Here is an 18,277-nt window from a genome sequence, read left to right on the forward strand (position 1 = left end):
TTAATGATGTCAGTGCCTTTATAATCGCAGAGTAACAGAATTCATAGAAAATGCAGCTATTGGGGCTGTGAAATTTCGTCATAACTTATACAACCGTGCTTAATGAAGGATGCCGTGATGACCGATCATGAATACCACGAACTTGCCGACGCGTTAATGTTAACCATTGAAGAGCAAATTGATGACTGTGATGTTGATTTAGACTATGAGTCTCAATCGGGCATTTTAGAGATCATCTTCCCTGATAAGAGTAAGATCATCATCAACAAACAAGCACCGCTTCATCAAGTATGGGTTGCCACTAAATTCAATGGTCACCATTTTGAGCTACAAGGTGAACAGTGGATCGACAACCGCTCGGGTGCAGAATTCTGGCAATTTATGAGCGAAGCGGCGACTAAGCAAGCTGGTGCACCTATTGAGTGGCAGCACGACTAATGCTTGAATTTGTAGAATACCCAGCACAAAGCACGCATAAAGCGTCAATCATTTGGTTACATGGCCTTGGCGATTCAGGTAACGGCTTCTTACCGATAGCCCCAGAGCTTGGTTTACCTGCAGACCTTGGTGTACGTTTTATTTTTCCTCACGCGCCAGAGCAACCGGTCACCATAAATGGTGGCATGGTGATGCGCGCTTGGTATGACATCAAGTCTTTTGATCTAGATAAAAGAGCCGATGAAACAGGTGTGAGAGACTCATCACTTCAAGTTGAAGCTTTAATTCAAGCTGAGTTAGACAAAGGTATACCTGCCGATAAAATCATCTTGGCTGGTTTCTCTCAAGGTGGGGTGATAGCCTTGCATTTAGCACCGCGTCTTAAGCAAAAGCTGGCTGGCGTGATGGCGTTATCGACTTACATGTGTGCGCCGCAAAAGCTGGCAGACGAAGCTGTGCAAGCCGAGTTAGACATTTTCATGGCGCATGGATCACAAGATCCAGTCGTGCCTATGATGGCGGGTCGCCAAGCATTTGATACGCTCACCACTCAGGGTTACACGGTATCATGGCAAGATTACCCAATGGCACATCAGGTATGTGCTGAAGAGCTAACCGCTATTCGCACTTGGTTGCTTGAAAAATTGGCTTAATTAAACGGAGCAAAACATGTCACAGAAGATTGTCATAAAAACCAGTGTGAGTAAGGCGCCTACCCAGCCGCAAGCTGTGCATTATCAGTGGCATTGGCGACGCATTTTTATGGCAGCAAGCATGTTAATGCTGACCGCTGTGGCTATCGTGTATGGCTTAATGAATTCAGTAAATGCAGATGAAGTGCAAAATATTGAAATGGTTGAGCCAAACACAGTCGTTATTTCAGAACCTGAACTTGTTATAGATACAGCACAGCAAGAGTTAGATAGCGGCGTTAAAGCTATTCCTGAGCCAGCAACTGAGGTGATTGTCGAAGAAGTCATGGCACCTGTGCAAACTGCTTCAGCAGAGCCTGAGCAACAAGAGCCAGAGCAAAGCGCCGCGGCTGTTGATGACCAAGCTGGTGAGGATACAGCCAGCGCAGTTTTAACTGAGCAAACAGACACAATGCAAACTCTTGATAGCGAGCCTGAGCTTGCGCAAGTGACTGATGAAATCAGCGTTGAGAAAGAAACTGTTGAGACGGCAACTACTTCACCTGAGGCTGAGCAAGATGCAGAAACGTCATCAACACAGTTTTCAGACAACGCGAAAGTCACCTCAGTGGCACTAGGTGCACAAATTGATGTGCAATTTATTAGCCGTGCTGTACTGACGACAGGCATCAGTGAGCGTGAGCCAGTTGATGTTTTGAAAGAGTCGATTGAGCAAACTGAGTTTCAAGAAAAACTATTTTTCTTCACAGAGGTGCGCAAGCTAAAAGGCCAAACCATTAGCCATTTATGGTTTCATCAAGATCAGTTGATGGCAGAAATTCCATTGACGATCAGCGCAGATCGCTACCGTACTTATTCAAGCAAAAACATCATGCCAAGCCAAACAGGTCAATGGCGTGTTGAAGCCGTAACAGAGCAAGGCGAGTTACTGGCACAAAAAACTTTTCGAATTATTCCATCGGCGCTTTAATCGCGTCCAACAGGCAAAAGCATGACAGAACAAGCAAATATTTTACGTATCGCAACCCGCAAAAGCGCACTGGCACTGTGGCAGGCAGAATTTGTGAAAGCCGAACTTGAGCGTTTTCACTCAGACCTTACCGTTGAGCTGGTGCCAATGTCGACCCAGGGTGACATTATTCTAGATACACCACTGGCAAAAATCGGTGGTAAAGGGTTATTCGTAAAAGAGCTTGAACAAGCCATGTTAGATGGCCGCGCTGATATCGCGGTGCACTCAATGAAAGATGTGCCGGTTGAATTCCCTGAAGGGTTAGAGCTTAACACCATTTGTGAGCGTGAAGATCCGCGCGATGCGTTTGTATCAAACAAATACAAAAGCTTAGATGAGCTGCCGCAAGGCGCAGTAGTCGGTACTTCGAGTCTACGTCGCCAATGTCAAGTCCGTGCATTACGCCCAGACTTAGACATTCGTGACTTACGCGGTAATGTAAATACCCGTTTAGCTAAGCTAGATAATGGCGATTATGATGCGATTATTTTGGCTGCTGCTGGTCTACTTCGTTTAGAAATGCCAGAGCGCATTGCTGACTTCATCGAGCCAGAAACATCATTACCAGCCAATGGTCAAGGTGCAGTAGGCATCGAATGCCGCAGTGATGACGAGCGAGTAAAAGCATTGCTTGCGCCGTTAGAGCATACAGAAACACGTATTCGCGTGCTTGCAGAGCGTGCTATGAACCGTCGTTTAGAAGGCGGTTGTCAGGTGCCAATCGGTGCTTATGCCTTAGTAAATGGCGACCAAGTACATATTCGTGGTTTAGTGGGCGCAGTTGATGGCTCTGAGATTTTACGCGATGAAGTGTCAGGTTCAGTTGAGAACGCTGAGCAGCTAGGTGTTCAACTTGCCGAACAGTTATTAGCGCAAGGTGCTGACAAAATTCTAGCTGAAGTATATAGAGACGCGTAATAAGGTTAAATTTAATATGACAAAGATTGCAATCACACGGCCAAGTGGTAAAGGTGAGCAGCTTAAGGCGCAACTCAAGCAGCATCAGATTGCATATCTTCATACTCCAGTGTTATCGCTTACTTCGATAACACTGGACGCGCAGCAGCTTGCGCCACTCGATAATGCCGATGTCATTATTTTTATTTCGCAAGATGCCGTGCAGTCTCTTGCCGAGCAATATTCAACTTTACCAGCCCACGCCAAACTATTTGCAGTGGGTGAGCAAACCGCACAGGCCATAGAAGCGCACTTTTCTCGCAAAGCAGACTTTCCACAGCAACAAGATTCAGAAGGCTTATTGGCCTTAAAAGCCTTACAAGATTTAGACGCCAAACAATGTGTACTCGTCAAAGGCAAGGGCGGTCGCACGCTGATAGCCAAAACCTGTAAATCACGCGGCGCCATTCTAAATCAATGTGTTGTATATGAACGAGCAGCATTAGAAGAAACCGCAGATGGCTGGTTAGACCACTGGCGTGAGCAACAGATAACCGCTATAGTGCTGAGCAGTAATGCTGCGATTGATGCTGTTTTTAACACACAATCAGAACAACATTTAGACTGGTTAAAGCAACGAGATTTTTATCTTGTTAGTCAACGTAGCTGTGATTATTTACAACAAGAGTACCAAATTGCTGAGACGCAGATATACCTTGCCGACGGTGCCAGTGATGATGCCGTGTTCAGTTGCATTAAGTCGTCTCAAAAACAGCAGGTAAGCACTATGAGTGAAGAACAAAAACAACCAACCGCTGCGAGTGAAAAACCGAGCGTGCCAGAGACCAAACCGATGAAGCAAAAGATCAGTAAAGTGGGCGTATTAGCCTTGTTGATAGCAACGGCAACGGGTGTCATGACAACCGGTTTAATTGTCCACGGACAGCAGATCAGCGACAAAACCTACGCTGCGCTAGATGCTTTAAAAACCGAAAATAGCGCCTTAAAAAATGAACTTAAACAGTCACAACAGAATTTAGCAGCATTGCAAAGTGAGCAATCGCGCGTGTCACAAGCAGTAAACCAGTCTTTGTCATCGCAAGCAGCGCAATTACAAGAGAGCTTTGCAGCACAGTTAGACAGCAAGTTACGCCAAGCGGATCAACAGCTCAGTGGCGCGGCAATCAATGAAGCGGTTTACTTACATCGCTTAGCGGTTTTTAAAGTGGCCGCAGAGCAAGATTACCAAGGCGGTGCAGCGGTATTAAAGCGTGTACACGATGTGTTGTTAGCACAGAGCAACAACACGGAAGTATTAAAAGCATTGGCAGATGACATTGCTTTACTCAACGCTCAGCCACAACCCGCAGTTGAAAGTATTTACTTAGAGCTACATGGCTTATTGAATCAGGTTGATGCACTGCCATTAGTCACTTTGCAGTTACCAGAGACGCGTCAGCAAGCGCCAGCTGAGCTATCAACAGAAGTCAGCGACTGGCAAACTAATTTGAAGAGAACATGGCAAGGGCTGGTGGATGATTTTATTAAGATCCGCGAACGTGATGTGACAGTGGTAGATCCGCTTCTGGATGCCCAAGAGCAGCAACTATTAAAAGCACAACTACGCGGCTATTTATCACAAGCGCAAACTGCGCTAATGGATAAGCAAGCTAGTGTATTCTTCACTGCTTTAAAACAAGCACAGCAACATCTTGAGGCTTATTTCGCAGCTGATAAGGCTGAAGTTAAAGCCATGCAATCCGCACTGATTGAGTTACAACAACAGCCGCTTCAGTTTAGTCGTAAAGTGCAGTTAAGCTCTGAACAAGTATTGAAGAGCTGGTTAGCTGAAGAGGTTGCACCATGATAAGAGCAATTTTAGCATTTGCCCTTGTCGCTGCAGCATTAGCAGCAGGCCATCTTTTAATAGATGAAAAAGGCTATGTGCTTATCGCATTTAATAACACCACAATCGAAGGCACCATCGTCGCTTTTGTGATCATGTTTGTGCTGGGCTTTATTGCGTTGTGGCTAGTGCTTAAATTATTAAAAACATTGCTACGCATGTACGGCAAAACCACGGGTTTTTGGCGTGGTAAAAAAGCACTTAAAGCACAGCAAGTGTGGCAGCAAGGTTTATGGGCAAGCATCAATGATGATTCGGCAGTGGTGCAAAGTACGTTTAATAAAGGACAAGCGCCTGAAGAGTGGCAAGACGCACAGCAAGCTTTACTGGCAAAAGCTGCATTACAGCAAGGCGATAAAGCACAAGCACTGGCGCATTTACAAAAGATCAGTGATGCAGCACAGAGCAAGGTGCCTAAACTTTGGTTGGATGCCAATCAGAATGAGCAAGCGTTAGCCTTATTAGATGCGCCAATGGCAGAGAAAAAACCAACGCAGGCTGCGGTGAGTAGTTATTTGGCCGGGTTACTACAGGCTGAAAAACACGCTGAATTAGCGACGGCGATTAATCAGCACTACAAGCGCTTAGATTGGTCGCAAGCACAGTGGCAAGCATTTATGGCACGTTGGTTTACTGCGAACGCAGAGCAGGCGATTGGCCAATTTGAACAACTTCCTAAAGCATTAAAAGTGCAAAGTGAAGCGCTTTATATGCAGTCGCAAGCCAGTGCAGGGCAATGGCAAAACTTACTGCCGACATTACAAAAGTGGCTCAAGAAAGGTCAGTACCAGGCCTTTGCTGATGTGGTTATGCATGCCAAAAACCCTGATGTAAAATTGCGTTCATCACTGCAAGATGCGTTGAAAAAACACCCTGAGCAACCGCAATTGTTGTTTGCCATGGGGTGCCTAGCCAACGCGGCAGGTGAGTATGAGTTGGCGGCAAAAGTATTCGACAATTGTCAGCTAACAGAGCTCGATAAAGCCCATTTAAAACCGGTTCTAAATAGTTATGAGCAAACCCAGCAGTTCCAAAAAGCTTATTTATTATTGGCCGCAAAATAATAGTAGCTATTTAACCTGAGCTTTTGTTATTTAGAAAATTAGACACAGATAGAGCCCCAGCTATAGTTATGTAGCTGGGGCTTTTTATTGAAAGTGGTCGAATGAGCTCGATCCGGAGGACACCTGTCCTTGATCATAATCGCTACATGCGTATGATCTGGAAAATTTTATCTTCAAAAAGTAGATGTTACTTAAAACCTGAGTGTGTATTGCGATTCCACATAAGGACTTTTTGAAGCGAATCTTAGAAGCCGTGCGATAAGTCTTCTGAGTAGGTCACGATTGATAGAGGATTGGTATTTATGTTCGATAAGAAATTCCCGTTATTAGACTTACACCGCCACTTAGATGGCAATGTGCGTGCTAACACTATTTTGGAGTTAGGTAGGCAATTTAATTTACCGCTTCCGGCCAATGACCTAGAAGGCTTATTACCACATGTTCAAGTGCAGAGCACTGAGCCAAACCTTGTGGCGTTTTTACAAAAGTTAGACTGGGGTGTGAAGGTATTGGGTGACTACGATGCGTGTCGTCGTATTGCGATAGAAAACGTAGAAGATGCCATTGCACAAAACATCGATTACACAGAATTAAGATTCAGCCCATACTACATGGCACAAAGTCATAACTTACACCCTCAAGGTGTCGTAGAAGCCGTGGTTGATGGCATTAAGTCGGCAACTGCTAACCGTGATATCAAGGTCAACCTGATCGGCATTATGTCGCGTACTTTCGGTGTAGAAAAATGCCAGTATGAGCTAGATGCAATCTTAGCATTTAAAAACGATATGGCAGCCGTTGACTTGGCGGGTGATGAGCTTGGCTTCCCAGGCGAATTATTTGTTGACCACTTTAAGCAAGTTCGCGACGCGTATTTAGGCGTAACCATTCATGCAGGTGAAGCTGAAGGCGCATCAAGTGTGTGGCAGGCGATTCAAGAGCTAGGCGCAACGCGTATTGGTCATGGTGTGAAATCAATCGAAGATCCAAAACTGATGGATTACTTACGTGATAACCGCATTGGTATTGAATCGTGTTTAACCAGTAACATTCAAACAAGTACCGTGGCTGATTTAACCAAACACCCTCTTAAACAGTTCTTAGATCACGGCATTGCGGCATGTATTAATACCGATGACCCAGCAGTACAAGGCATTGAGCTACAGCATGAGTTTATTGAAGCCGCAAAAGTAGCGGGCTTAACCGCTGATGATGTGAAAAAAGCCCAAGAAAATGCGCTTGAAATCGCATTTTTAAGTGATTCAGACAAGCAAGCTTTACTAGCGAAAAAAGCGGGTTAATCAGCAGTTATCTCTATAAAAACTAATAGACGGTAACACCAAAATGGTTACCGTCTATTCTAGTTTAAGCAGAACTTTGGTTATACCAATCCGCTTAACTAAGTGGTCTATTTTGAGGCAAGAAAACCTTGTTGGTAGCAAGGCAAATATTTCGTTATTTAGTTGTTCTAAATGAGAAATCTTTAACGCAGCTATCATCAGGTTTAATCCCTCAAAATGATTAAGTGTTATTGCGGATTGGTATTCATCTATGAAGCTTTTGCACAGCTTAAATAAGCTTGCTTAAGCGCATTGATAACGCGTGAGCGCGTCACTAATCCAATCACTTTATTGTCTTCCACTACAGGATAAATTTTAGGTTTATCTCCCTGCATTTGTGTGGCTAAATCGACCACCAACATATTGCTTTTTACTGCCAGAACATCTTTGCTCATCAAGTCTTGTGCGGTGATCTGACCGTCACAAAAATAGCTGTTTTGTAACAGTGGATTCAGCAGTTGTTGTTCAGAAATAAAACCAATCAACTGCTTTTGTGCATCGAGTACGGGCGCGCCGAATAGCCCATGGCTTTGTAGTTGTTCAATAATGTCTGTTAATTCTGTGTGTGCGTAAATAGCCGGAAATTGACTCGTCATGATGTCTTTAATTGCTTGCATAATACGGTTCTCCTGTTGGTTGAGATTAGTATCAGCAATAAATGTCTATTGGTAAAATGGGTTGTTTAGATTGGTTTGATTGTTTTTATTGAACTGAGTAGGTGGTCTTTTTTTGGTTGAATTTTATTCAATGTGCAATTGGCGTGCTTAGGTGTATGTTTTGTTTACCTATAACGGGTATTAACATGATAAGGAATATAAACATGAAACTAACACTCAATAAGAAAGCCGTAAAAAGCTTAAGTAAAAACAAGCAAGCATTGCCAAGTGAGCTAACACCACAAGTAGGTGGTGCTGCAAATGGTCCGGGACCAAGTAATCCGATTGTTTGCCATAGCCACCCTGTATGCTGGACGGTTAATTATTGTATTTAAGGTCTAGTCTAAAGATCTTGAGGTTACTCAAGATCTTTTGATCTAACAATCACCATATTTCTCCCTAATAAGTGCCACATAGTGGTCAAGATTCTTTGTTTCATACAGGTTAAAACCATCATCTAATAACGTTGCACCTTGAATTCTATCTAATCTAAATTCTCGATAATCAGCTCTGAGTTGGCAATATGCAACCAGTGTCCATTTACCACCCCAATAGACTAATCCCAGCGGTTCAACAATGCGCGAAGTGAGTGCTTGTTTGGCATCGCTATAATGTAAATCTACACAGCGTTTTTGTTCGATACCTTGGCGCAGGGTATAAGTAAACGATTGATGCTCGGCGTTATGGCTCCAGCCTGAGACTAAATAAGGCTGATCGGTTGTTTGTTGTTTTAACTGTGCGGGCAGTACAGCTTCTATTTTTGTGATGGCGCTTTGTGCTTTTTCAGCTAAGTCAGGATCTGTCCATGCACTGACCATTTTGCTGCCAAGCAACAGCGCTTGCAGCTCATCCATAGTGAACATCATAGGTGGTAAATCATAGTCACTTATGAGATAACCAATGCCAGCTTCGCCTTCAATGGGCACACCAGAGCTTTGAAGATGTTGGATGTCACGATAAATGGTGCGCTCTGACACATTCAAACGGGTTGCTAAGTCACACGCTCGGGTTGCGAGTCGACGGCTCTTTAGAATGTTGACCAGTTGAAATAACCGCTCAGATTTATGCACACCATTGTCCTTTTTGTTTTACTTGATGACTAGAGTGTTAGGCACTTTGTTCACAAGGTGTCTGACTCACTGCATTGTAGCGCTCTAACCTCACAGTGTCTTTCTCAATCAGTTGCGCGAATTGCTGACAAATTGGGTTTTCCATAAAGGCATCACCAATGCGCTTGGCATCAGCCATGGTTTCAAAATACACCACATCAACATAGCTATGTGCATCTGCTAATTTTGCAAGTGAGCGGTAAAGCACACCAGGTTGCTGATCAATAAAGCTTTGGAAAGCGGCGTTTGCAGCTTCGAACTGAGCAAGATCAGCGTTTTCTTGCAGCTGGAATTGCACGATTTCAATGGCATTATTAGACATAATTATCTCCGTATTGACTGTTGTTGGTTGACGTAAATAAGTAAACCACAGCGTCATGTCAGGGAGTGTCAGTAGGGTTTTATTAGCTGTCAGCAGGACAATTCGATTTAGACTCTGTTATAAACTTTGCCGTTTTCTTATGTCTATCAAAGCGGTAAGATGAAAATCGGTACTTGTAGTAAAGGTTCAACGGATATGAAAGAAAAATTAAGATCTAGTTTAGGTAAAGTTACCTTTGAGCTGATGATAGTAACGCTAGGTGTGCTAATCGCTCTGGTGATTAATGAGTGGTTTCAAAATTATCAAGAAGAAAGGCGAGCCCATGAAATTCTTGAAAAAACGCATTACGAAATGAAGAGTAACTTAACGTCTTTACAGTCGGCATTAAAAGACTATGAAGACAGTATTGCTTACATCGATAAGCTTATTGAAGATGGTCGAGAAGCGACTAATAAAAATTATCTTTTTTCTATTCCGCAAGAAGATTTAAGTGTCAGTGTATGGCGTTTTGCGCTTTTGCGTGATGAGCTCAGAGAATTACCCGTAGAGTTGTTAGTGCGTATTGAATCGGGTTATGAATCAACCAAGCATGTTAAAAATACCATGGAAAAAATGGGCCCGAGTTTTCTGACTGAATTCATAAATAAATTTATTGCATCCGAAGATCAAACACAGTTATTAAAATCGCTAAAGCAAGATTTAAAAAATGCTTTATTGAAGGCGAAGCTAGCGGCTTTTAAACAAGAAATTATTATCAAAGAAACTGAGCATTATCTTAAAACGGGGCAGGTTAACATAGAGCAATCTAAACAAGGCTTACACTTTAAGATTTAAATGCAACTGAAATATAAAACGCCAGCAAATATGCTGGCGTTTTTATTATGACGTTGCGTTACTTGATGTATGCAAAGGCATCTGCATACATATTTTCGCGAATTGCACCGTGGGCGATAAAGTCATCGCGCACAGGACCAATCATATCGAAACGCCCCGCCATATAGATTTCGTAGGCTGCAAGTGAGTCGAAATCTTTTAATACCGCTTTGTGAACAAAACCTGTGTGACCTTCCCAGCTGTCACTGGCATTATCAACGACTGGCACGAACGTGAAATTTGCTTTTTTCGCAGCCCAAGCTTGCATCTCTTCTGCTGCATACAATGCTGATTCATCACGCACACCCCAGTAAAAATGTACCTGACGGTCTGAGTCAATTTCAGCTAAATGATCGGCCATTGATTTCACATAGCTAAAACCTGTACCGCCCGCTAATAACACGATTGGTAATTGCGATTCAGTACGTAATTCAGAAATACCTAAGCCCACCTCTACGATTGCTTGTGTGCCATTTGCGTGGTGCTCACGTAAATGATCAAGCGCTTGCATGGCATAGCTGTTTTCTTCAGAGGCACCAATGTGTAGCTCAAGTAATTCTTTTTGGCTTGGGCGACTGGCAATTGAAAAAGCGCGCTTGTCTTTTTCGCCAAGTACTAATTGAAGGTAATGACCTGCTTTAAACTCTGCAGGCTCGCTTGGTTTTAGCTCTACCTTGTAAACAAATTCTGTTAGGGGGGTAATACTTACTACTTCTGCATTTAACACTTGCATTATTAAACCTTTCACGACGCGTGCAGCGTTTATTTATTAAGAGACATAATGTTTAACGAGTCCCAAATTTCATCAACTCGTTGTTTGATTGATTCATCCATCACGATGGGCTCGCCCCATTCGCGATCGGTTTCACCTGGCCATTTATTGGTGGCATCCATTCCCATTTTTGAGCCAAGACCTGACACTGGAGAAGCGAAGTCGAGGTAATCAATCGGGGTGTTTTCGATCATGGTGGTGTCACGAGCCGGGTCCATACGCGTAGTAATGGCCCAAATGACATCATTCCAGTCACGCGCATTGACGTCATCGTCACAGACAATAACAAACTTGGTGTACATGAACTGGCGTAAGAACGACCAAACACCCATCATCACACGTTTCGCATGACCCGGATACTGTTTCTTCATGGTGACCACGGCCATACGATATGAACAGCCTTCAGGCGGTAAATAAAAATCGACAATTTCTGGAAATTGCTTTTGTAAAATAGGCACAAATACTTCGTTCAGTGCCACGCCTAAAATGGCTGGCTCATCGGGCGGACGACCCGTATAAGTGCTATGGTAAATCGGGCTTTCACGATGGGTAATGTGCGTGACGGTCATCACTGGGAAGTCATCCACTTCGTTGTAATAACCCGTGTGGTCACCATAAGGCCCTTCAGGTGCCATTTCACCTTGTTCAATATAGCCTTCAAGTACAATCTCAGCAGTAGCCGGTACTTGTAGGTCGTTAGAAATTGACTTAACAACTTCAGTTTTTGAGCCGCGCAGTAAACCTGCGAACGCGTATTCACTTAAAGTATCAGGTACAGGTGTCACAGCGCCTAAAATCGTCGCCGGATCAGCACCTAAAGCAACCGAAACTGGATATGGCTCACCCGGGTGCTCTTTACACCATTCTTGATAATCAAGTGCACCACCACGGTGAGATAACCAGCGCATGATGATTTTATTCTTACCTAATAACTGCTGGCGATAAATACCTAAGTTCTGACGCTTTTTATATGGCCCCTTGGTGACGGTTAAGCCCCATGTGATCAGCGGTGCTGCATCACCCGGCCAACAATGTTGAATAGGCAGCTTAGTTAAATCGACATCATCACCACTCAACACCACTTCTTGACAAGGGGCTTTGCGCACTTCTTTAGCTGGCATATTAAGCACTTGCTTAAACACCGGAATTTGTCCTAAAGCTTCTTTGATGCCTTTTGGCGGCTCTGGCTCTTTTAAGAAAGCCAATAACTTGCCTACTTCACGTAGTTCGCTGACATCGGTTTGACCCATGCCCATCGCAACACGTTTTGGTGTTCCAAATAAGTTGGCTAAAACAGGAATATCAAACCCGATTGGGTTTTCGAATAAAATGGCTGGACCGCCAGCACGTAAGGTGCGATCGGCTATTTCGGTCATCTCTAGCTTGGTAGAGATAGGCTGCTTAACCCGAACAAGTTCACCTTGTTCTTCTAAGCGCGTAATAAAGTCTCTTAAGTCTTTGTATTTCATCGTTGGCATAGGGCACTTTTCATTGTCGCGAAGTATATCAAGATGTGGCGAAAATGGCATCACCACTTAAGTTCAGTAAGGTATACGAAGGTAAACGTGATTTTGTTTGATTTTGCACAAATGCAGTAAATTGAACTATGTTCAACTATTGCGGATTAGATTATAGTCGAATGTGTTGTGTGATTTGTGAGTGGAAGTTTTGAAGCGACTTAAAGCGATATTGTTGTGTGCCTTACTCAGCTTGAGTCAGAACGCCAGTGCCGATCATTTACCTGAGGTGGTTTTTGAGCAACACAGCGCAGTGATGCTTGTGATAACGCCTTCAACAGGCGCGATTGTGGCTGCTAATGGTGCAGCTGATCAATTCTATGGCTATCAAGCTGGAGAGCTTGAAAAGCGGTTCATCCAAAACATTAATCAACTCACGCCAGAGCAAGTTGCTAACGAGCGTGCTAACGCAGCAACAGAAGGGCGCAATTACTTTATCTTTAGACATCAATTGGCTAACGGTGAGATCCGTACTGTGAGTGTTCACTCTGCGCCTTTTACCGACGAGCACGGCAAACAACAGTTATTATCTGTGATCACCGATATCAGTGAGCAACGCGCTTTACAAGAATCGCTTTGGCATTACCAAGCCAATCTAGAACAGCAGGTTGAAATACAAACCGACGCTATTCAGCAAGCCAGTCGTATGCAGTTGCTACTTTCTTTTGTGGTGATTGTCTTGCTCATCGGCTCTTTGCTCATTTTGGTGCGCTTTTTTATTAAGCTTAAAAACGCTAAGCGCAAAGCTGATGCACAAGGGGCGCGCTTATCGTCTATTTTTGATGCCATAGAAGGGTATTTATTATTTACTTCACGGGCAGGTACCGTGCTCGATGCCAACCAGCAGGTCTTCCAAGATATTGAGGCTAGGGGCTCTATTATTGGCAAAGCCCTAGGGGAAGTATTCTTTAGCGATGTAAATTGGGCAGAGCAACCCTATGGCTGTTCTGAACACCGTTTAAAAGTGCAAGATGAGTGGCGCTTTTTTACGGTTGATAAACAAGCCGTAAATAACGCCGACAAATCGTTGGGTGATTTATACATGTTGCAAGATATCACCGCGCAATTAGCCATTGAGCGTGAGCAACGCCTAGCCAGTACTGTATTTGCGACAACCAGCGAAGGGGTACTGGTTTCTGATAAACACAATCAGATCCAGATGGTAAATCGGGCATTTACGGAGATCACCGGATTTACGCAAGAACAAGTACTAGGGCAGTCACCTGCGATTTTAAATTCCGGCCACCATGGCCCAGCATTTTTCTCGCAAATGTACGATACCTTAAGCCAGCGAGGTCACTGGGAGGGAGAGGTCTGGAATCGTCGTAAAAGTGGTGAGGTGTTCCCTTGTTGGCTGCAAGTATCTGCGGTATTTGATCAGCAAGGTGAAATCGAAATGCATGTTGCCTTGTTTAATGACATTACCTCGCGTAAGCACCATGAACATATGATGTGGCAACAGGCCAACTTTGATACTTTAACCAGCTTGGCGAATCGCAGAAATTATCGAGAAAAGTTTGAAAATGCGCTGCAAAAGGCCAAAAAAGATAAAAGCCGCTTGGCTGTGTGTTTTATTGATTTAGATAGGTTCAAGGCAGTCAACGACACGCTCGGTCATCATATTGGTGATTTAATGCTAATTGAAGCGGCAAGACGGCTAGAAGAATGCACCAGAAATTCCGACACCGTGGCCCGTTTAGGGGGAGATGAGTTTGCATTGTTGTTGCCTGATGTCGATTCGATTACCAAAGTTGAGCAAATCGCAGCTCAAATTCTTGAAACTTTGCATGAGCCTTATGAGCTTGAAGGCCATGAAGTGTTTGCTTCAGGGAGTATGGGGATCACCTTCTACCCAGAAGATGGCGATGATACCAAGGTGCTGCTCCGCAATGCTGACAATGCCATGTATAAAGCCAAAGAGTTAGGACGAAACTGCTTCCAATTTTACACCTCGGCCATGCATGAGCACGCAAAAGCACGCAGTCAGTTAGAGGGCGCGTTACATAAGGCGCTTGTAAATAATGAGTTTCATCTCGCTTATCAACCGATCCTCTCTCGAGATGATGATAAAGTGGGCTGTGAAGCCTTGTTACGTTGGGAAAACAAAGCCCTTGGTTCGGTATCGCCTGCGGACTTTATCCCGATTTGTGAAGAACTTGGTTTGATTATCTCTATTGGTGAGTGGGTTATGTATCAGGCTTGTTCGCAAGCCAAAGCATGGCAGCAGCAATGTGATAAACCTTTTTTTATTACCGTGAATGTTTCTAGTACTCAGTTTAAACGTCAAAGTGTGGTTGAGCTGGTTAAAAAGGTGCTCAACCAAACTGGTTTAGAAGCCCGATACTTAACCATTGAGATCACAGAAACAGTACTTGTTGATAATTCAGAAAGTATCTTATTACAGCTCAAGGCGCTCAGAGCGATGGGAGTTGAGCTAGCCATTGATGATTTTGGAACGGGTTATTCTTCTTTGAGTTACTTAAAACGCTTCCCGCTTTCGAAGCTTAAGATTGATAGAGAGTTTGTTCGAGACCTGCCTGATGATCAAGACGACCATGAAATGGTTAAAGCGATTATCTCGATGGCAAGCAATCTAAACCTTAAAGTGGTTGCTGAAGGCGTAGAAACAGACGAACAGTTGTGGCTATTGAATGAATTGGGTTGTGATTATACGCAGGGGTATCTTCATAGTAAGCCGCTGCAAGCAGCGGCATTTGAAAGTTTCTTACTTGAGTATACTCAGGTAAAATAACCTGAGCTCAGGTTAAAATAGGCCTATCGGCACATAGTCTTGTGTTTTTCACAAAAAGACTCAAGTGCAGCTTTAGCTTTGTAGTTGTTTTGTTCTGCTGCACTTTTGTACCATTTATACGCACCTGCTAAATCAACATCACCACCTTCCCCGTACTCAAGCATATCTGCGAGATTATATTGGCCAAAGTCATACCCTTGTTCAGCAGCCTGTATAAACAGTTTTCTTGCTTCCTCAAAGTCTCTAGCTAAATAAGCTCTAACGCCCTCTTGATTGAATTGATTGAACGATACCTTTAGCTTGTGAGGTATACGCTCAGGCGTTGCTCTATGTTTAACAATGCCGCCCATTACATAGATATCTGTAGGGCGAAAAACTTCGTCAATGGCCCCCTGCTCATAAAGCGCTGCCAGTTCTGATTTTTTAAAGCTAATTAATGCAGGGCGGAAATAGTTATTGAGCATTAAGCTATCCAGTTTAATTGCACGTTCTGCACCACGCTTTTTACGATAAGTGTAACTGCCTTGTTTTAGGGTGATAGAGTCTTCTTCTACAGAGAATACCTGCGCAATACGATATTGGGTCTGGTATTTACGGTCTTTAATCAAGTGGCCCATATCTAAGATAAGCACATCATCCACTTTAGGGGTTGATAAAAACTCAGCCTGTTGTTGCTTGTTTTCAAAAATGCTGTAAGCAAAGTAAGTAATCACAATTAGTGCAACAACAAACAAAGTGCGGTGGTGATGTTTGTAGAGTTTGTCTGTTTGATCGTGGAAGTAAAAAAGAGACTTCTGGAAAAAGGTTTGCATAACAGCTTCCCTGTACCGATTAAAACTTCAGTCTGCCATATGTTCGTAATCTAGTCATGTGCTTAAACTCTGAGCGGTTTGATTTTGAAGCTTAATAACCATGCTGTAGATGTGTGGTCGAGCGCATTTGCTGGTAAACTAAAGCATTAAATTAGCTTTGTTAGAGAGACAATAAGCATCATGCAATTTAATACATTGGCTTTATCACCCGTATTACTTGAGACCATTGCGCAATTAGGGTTTAAACAGATGACAGAGGTTCAGGCGCAAAGCTTGCCACTGATCCTCGACCAACAAGATGTGATTGCACAAGCGAAAACAGGATCAGGTAAAACGCTGGCGTTTGCGCTTGGTGTGTTATCTAAGCTCGATGTATCGAGTATGCATGCACAAGGCTTAGTGCTTTGTCCAACACGCGAGTTGGCAGATCAGGTAGCGACAGAAATTAGAAAGCTAGCGAGCGGCACTGCAAACGTTAAAATTCTTACCCTCTGTGGTGGTGTGCCTATTGGGCCGCAAATAAGCTCTCTTGAACATGGTGCACACATCATTGTCGGTACGCCAGGGCGCATAGAAGATCATTTGTTTAAGGGCACGCTCGACTTAACGCAAGTAAACACCTTAGTGCTTGATGAAGCCGACCAAATGCTCGATATGGGTTTTACTGATGCGATAGAAAACATCGTTGCTTATTTACCACCTGAGCGTCAAAGCCTCTTATTTAGTGCAACCTATCCCAAAAATATTGAATCACTTTCTGCGCAACTGATGCGCAACCCACAGCAAGTTAAAGTTGAAGAAGTGGGGATCAATAAAAGCATCAAACAAACTTTTTATAAGCTCAGTAATAACAAGCTGCGTTTTAATACACTGCGACTACTTCTGATGAAGCATCAACCAAAAAGTTGTGTGGTGTTTTGTAATACCAAGGTGGAAGCTAAGCGCTTATTTGAAGAATTAAAAGAGGCTGGTTTTTATGCTTCGGCACTGCATGGGGATTTAGCTCAACAAGAGCGCGCCATGATGTTGATGCGTTTTGCTAATAAGAGTGCCTCTATTTTAGTTGCGACTGATGTTGCGGCGCGAGGCTTGGATATTGATGATATGGACATGGTGATTAACTATCATCTGGCACTTGACCCTAAAACCCATGTTCACCGTGTAGGTCGAACAGGTCGTGGTGATAAAAAAGGTTTGGCATGTTCAATTTTTGGTGAAAAAGAAGCGTTCAGAGTTAAGCAAATAGAGCAGCTATATGAACGTGAATTTGAACCTGCTGTTTTACCTTCGCTGAGCTTATTAGATAAACCGCCTTATAAGCCAGAAATGCAAACCCTCTATATTGACGGTGGTAAAAAGCAAAAGCTACGCGCTGGTGACATCGTGGGTTGTTTAACGGGCGAAGAGGGCATTGGCTTTTCGCAAATCGGTAAGATCACTGTGTTTGAAAACCAATCTTTTGTTGCTGTGAAGCGCGAAGCAAGTAAACCTGCTTTTAGAAAACTCCGCGATAACAAAATCAAAGGTAAGAAATACCAAGTACGCCGCGTCAATTAAACCGATTTAATGTGCCCAAGCAGTTGTTGATACTCATTCTGCAACTGCTTGAATTGTGTATCGTCATGACTGCCTTTGTCTGGGTGGTACTGAATGGCCAATTGCCGCCAACGTCGTCGAATGATTTTTTCTTCAAGCGGTTGTGTTAACTGCCATTGCACACACAAGTCATCGAGGTCAGGTTTACTCAGTATATTCTGCGGATGGTGAAAGCTTTGAGCATAACGTTGCCAAAAAGAATCTAGCAATGATGTTATTTCTTCATTATCTGTTTGGTAGTTCTGCCAATCTAAATAATAAGTGCTGAGAGATGTGTTTAATTCAGGGGCTTGGCCTTTGTCAGCAAGGTAAATATCCATGCTATCTATATGTAAGTAGATATCGTCTTCAATTAACTCAGCCTGCAAAGTATATAAGCTATTCATCAACACAAAGTTTCGCTTGAATAAATCTTGATTGGGGTCGTCGTCAAGTTGCTGAAGTAATTCAACGGCTTGTAAGTGTGCAGCTAACGTATGTACCTTGTAATGTTCACCATTACTCAGCACTGAAAAAATTGCATCTAGAATCGGGCGCAACATTGTTCCTCAAGGTTTG

General features: G+C 43.4%; 18 protein-coding genes. 11 read left to right on the forward strand and 7 right to left on the reverse strand.

The features are described from left to right. Positions 1-117 precede the first annotated feature (117 nt). The 7 genes from cyaY (at position 118) to add (ending at position 7,271) form a co-directional block, all read left to right on the forward strand. The gene (cyaY, locus tag AAEU28_RS20305; RefSeq protein ID WP_058028361.1) at positions 118-438 is read left to right on the forward strand and encodes an iron donor protein CyaY; all 321 of its coding nucleotides are present in this window, start codon (positions 118-120) and stop codon (positions 436-438) included. Beyond that, positions 438-1,091, forward strand: a complete 654-nt coding sequence (locus AAEU28_RS20310; RefSeq protein ID WP_421965721.1) for an alpha/beta hydrolase — start codon at positions 438-440, stop codon at positions 1,089-1,091. Before cyaY ends, AAEU28_RS20310 begins: the two co-directional genes overlap by 1 nt. 16 nt (positions 1,092-1,107) lie before the next feature. Further along, positions 1,108-2,061, forward strand: a complete 954-nt coding sequence (locus AAEU28_RS20315; protein WP_421965722.1) for a DUF2914 domain-containing protein — start codon at positions 1,108-1,110, stop codon at positions 2,059-2,061. Positions 2,062-2,082: 21 nt separating this feature from the next. After that, positions 2,083-3,021: a hydroxymethylbilane synthase gene (gene hemC, locus AAEU28_RS20320; RefSeq protein ID WP_421965723.1), complete on the forward strand. Its 939-nt coding sequence runs from the start codon at positions 2,083-2,085 to the stop codon at positions 3,019-3,021. 16 nt (positions 3,022-3,037) lie between these two features. Continuing rightward, the gene (locus AAEU28_RS20325) at positions 3,038-4,867 is read left to right on the forward strand and encodes a uroporphyrinogen-III C-methyltransferase (protein ID WP_421965724.1); all 1,830 of its coding nucleotides are present in this window, start codon (positions 3,038-3,040) and stop codon (positions 4,865-4,867) included. Beyond that, entirely contained in the window at positions 4,864-5,970 is a 1,107-nt protein-coding gene (locus AAEU28_RS20330; protein WP_421965725.1) for a heme biosynthesis HemY N-terminal domain-containing protein, read from the forward strand. Before AAEU28_RS20325 ends, AAEU28_RS20330 begins: the two co-directional genes overlap by 4 nt. 302 nt (positions 5,971-6,272) lie before the next feature. Next, positions 6,273-7,271, forward strand: coding sequence for an adenosine deaminase (add, locus tag AAEU28_RS20335; RefSeq protein WP_421965726.1), 999 nt, complete (start codon positions 6,273-6,275; stop codon positions 7,269-7,271). A 248-nt stretch (positions 7,272-7,519) separates the two neighbouring features. Here add and AAEU28_RS20340 read toward each other — a convergent pair whose 3' ends face one another. Continuing rightward, positions 7,520-7,927, reverse strand: a complete 408-nt coding sequence (locus tag AAEU28_RS20340; RefSeq protein WP_421965727.1) for a CBS domain-containing protein — start codon at positions 7,925-7,927, stop codon at positions 7,520-7,522. A gap of 203 nt (positions 7,928-8,130) precedes the next feature. On the opposite strand from AAEU28_RS20340, the gene AAEU28_RS20345 reads away from it, so the two are divergent. Continuing rightward, positions 8,131-8,301 (forward strand): hypothetical protein, encoded by a 171-nt coding sequence (locus tag AAEU28_RS20345; RefSeq protein ID WP_421965728.1) that lies wholly within the window; start codon positions 8,131-8,133, stop codon positions 8,299-8,301. Positions 8,302-8,343: 42 nt separating this feature from the next. On the opposite strand, the gene AAEU28_RS20350 is transcribed toward AAEU28_RS20345, so the two are convergent. Together AAEU28_RS20350 and AAEU28_RS20355 are read right to left on the reverse strand one after the other, a co-directional pair. After that, complete coding sequence (locus tag AAEU28_RS20350) at positions 8,344-9,036, reverse strand: helix-turn-helix transcriptional regulator (RefSeq protein WP_421965729.1); 693 nt, start codon at positions 9,034-9,036, stop codon at positions 8,344-8,346. A gap of 37 nt (positions 9,037-9,073) precedes the next feature. After that, complete coding sequence (locus tag AAEU28_RS20355) at positions 9,074-9,397, reverse strand: hypothetical protein (RefSeq protein ID WP_421965730.1); 324 nt, start codon at positions 9,395-9,397, stop codon at positions 9,074-9,076. 159 nt (positions 9,398-9,556) lie between these two features. On the opposite strand from AAEU28_RS20355, the gene AAEU28_RS20360 reads away from it, so the two are divergent. Then, the gene (locus AAEU28_RS20360) at positions 9,557-10,231 is read left to right on the forward strand and encodes a hypothetical protein (RefSeq protein WP_421965731.1); all 675 of its coding nucleotides are present in this window, start codon (positions 9,557-9,559) and stop codon (positions 10,229-10,231) included. A gap of 58 nt (positions 10,232-10,289) precedes the next feature. Here the strand turns inward: AAEU28_RS20360 and fre are convergent, their stop codons facing one another. Together fre and ubiD are read right to left on the reverse strand one after the other, a co-directional pair. Beyond that, positions 10,290-11,003, reverse strand: a complete 714-nt coding sequence (gene fre / locus AAEU28_RS20365) for an NAD(P)H-flavin reductase (protein ID WP_421965732.1) — start codon at positions 11,001-11,003, stop codon at positions 10,290-10,292. Between the two features lie 29 nt (positions 11,004-11,032). Beyond that, complete coding sequence (ubiD, locus tag AAEU28_RS20370; protein WP_421965740.1) at positions 11,033-12,511, reverse strand: 4-hydroxy-3-polyprenylbenzoate decarboxylase; 1,479 nt, start codon at positions 12,509-12,511, stop codon at positions 11,033-11,035. Positions 12,512-12,710: 199 nt separating this feature from the next. On the opposite strand from ubiD, the gene AAEU28_RS20375 reads away from it, so the two are divergent. Then, positions 12,711-15,311, forward strand: a complete 2,601-nt coding sequence (locus AAEU28_RS20375) for an EAL domain-containing protein (RefSeq protein WP_421965733.1) — start codon at positions 12,711-12,713, stop codon at positions 15,309-15,311. A gap of 23 nt (positions 15,312-15,334) precedes the next feature. On the opposite strand, the gene AAEU28_RS20380 is transcribed toward AAEU28_RS20375, so the two are convergent. Continuing rightward, on the reverse strand, positions 15,335-16,123 hold the full coding sequence (locus AAEU28_RS20380) for a tetratricopeptide repeat protein (RefSeq protein WP_421965734.1): 789 nt from the start codon (positions 16,121-16,123) through the stop codon (positions 15,335-15,337). Between the two features lie 171 nt (positions 16,124-16,294). Between AAEU28_RS20380 and dbpA the strand changes: the two genes are divergently transcribed. Continuing rightward, positions 16,295-17,680 carry an ATP-dependent RNA helicase DbpA gene (dbpA, locus tag AAEU28_RS20385; RefSeq protein WP_421965741.1) on the forward strand — a complete coding sequence of 462 codons (1,386 nt, stop codon included), beginning with the start codon at positions 16,295-16,297 and terminating at the stop codon, positions 17,678-17,680. Here dbpA and AAEU28_RS20390 read toward each other — a convergent pair. Beyond that, the gene (locus AAEU28_RS20390; RefSeq protein ID WP_421965735.1) at positions 17,677-18,261 is read right to left on the reverse strand and encodes a DNA-J related domain-containing protein; all 585 of its coding nucleotides are present in this window, start codon (positions 18,259-18,261) and stop codon (positions 17,677-17,679) included. The genes dbpA and AAEU28_RS20390 overlap by 4 nt on opposite strands. Positions 18,262-18,277 lie beyond the last annotated feature (16 nt).

The organism is Pseudoalteromonas sp. SS15, assembly GCF_049257195.1.
Taxonomy (GTDB): Bacteria; Pseudomonadota; Gammaproteobacteria; order Enterobacterales; family Alteromonadaceae; genus Pseudoalteromonas.

Coding starts and splice junctions, on each gene's coding strand:
- AAEU28_RS20325 (WP_421965724.1), top strand. CDS start 3,038: ATGACAAAGATTGCAATCACACGGCCAAGTGGTAAAGGTGAGCAGCTT.
- fre (WP_421965732.1), bottom strand. CDS start 11,003: ATGCAAGTGTTAAATGCAGAAGTAGTAAGTATTACCCCCCTAACAGAA.
- AAEU28_RS20355 (WP_421965730.1), bottom strand. CDS start 9,397: ATGTCTAATAATGCCATTGAAATCGTGCAATTCCAGCTGCAAGAAAAC.
- ubiD (WP_421965740.1), bottom strand. CDS start 12,511: ATGAAATACAAAGACTTAAGAGACTTTATTACGCGCTTAGAAGAACAA.
- hemC (WP_421965723.1), top strand. CDS start 2,083: ATGACAGAACAAGCAAATATTTTACGTATCGCAACCCGCAAAAGCGCA.
- AAEU28_RS20360 (WP_421965731.1), top strand. CDS start 9,557: ATGAAAATCGGTACTTGTAGTAAAGGTTCAACGGATATGAAAGAAAAA.
- cyaY (WP_058028361.1), top strand. CDS start 118: ATGACCGATCATGAATACCACGAACTTGCCGACGCGTTAATGTTAACC.
- AAEU28_RS20390 (WP_421965735.1), bottom strand. CDS start 18,261: ATGTTGCGCCCGATTCTAGATGCAATTTTTTCAGTGCTGAGTAATGGT.
- add (WP_421965726.1), top strand. CDS start 6,273: ATGTTCGATAAGAAATTCCCGTTATTAGACTTACACCGCCACTTAGAT.
- AAEU28_RS20380 (WP_421965734.1), bottom strand. CDS start 16,123: ATGCAAACCTTTTTCCAGAAGTCTCTTTTTTACTTCCACGATCAAACA.
- AAEU28_RS20315 (WP_421965722.1), top strand. CDS start 1,108: ATGTCACAGAAGATTGTCATAAAAACCAGTGTGAGTAAGGCGCCTACC.
- AAEU28_RS20340 (WP_421965727.1), bottom strand. CDS start 7,927: ATGCAAGCAATTAAAGACATCATGACGAGTCAATTTCCGGCTATTTAC.
- AAEU28_RS20330 (WP_421965725.1), top strand. CDS start 4,864: ATGATAAGAGCAATTTTAGCATTTGCCCTTGTCGCTGCAGCATTAGCA.
- AAEU28_RS20345 (WP_421965728.1), top strand. CDS start 8,131: ATGAAACTAACACTCAATAAGAAAGCCGTAAAAAGCTTAAGTAAAAAC.
- AAEU28_RS20310 (WP_421965721.1), top strand. CDS start 438: ATGCTTGAATTTGTAGAATACCCAGCACAAAGCACGCATAAAGCGTCA.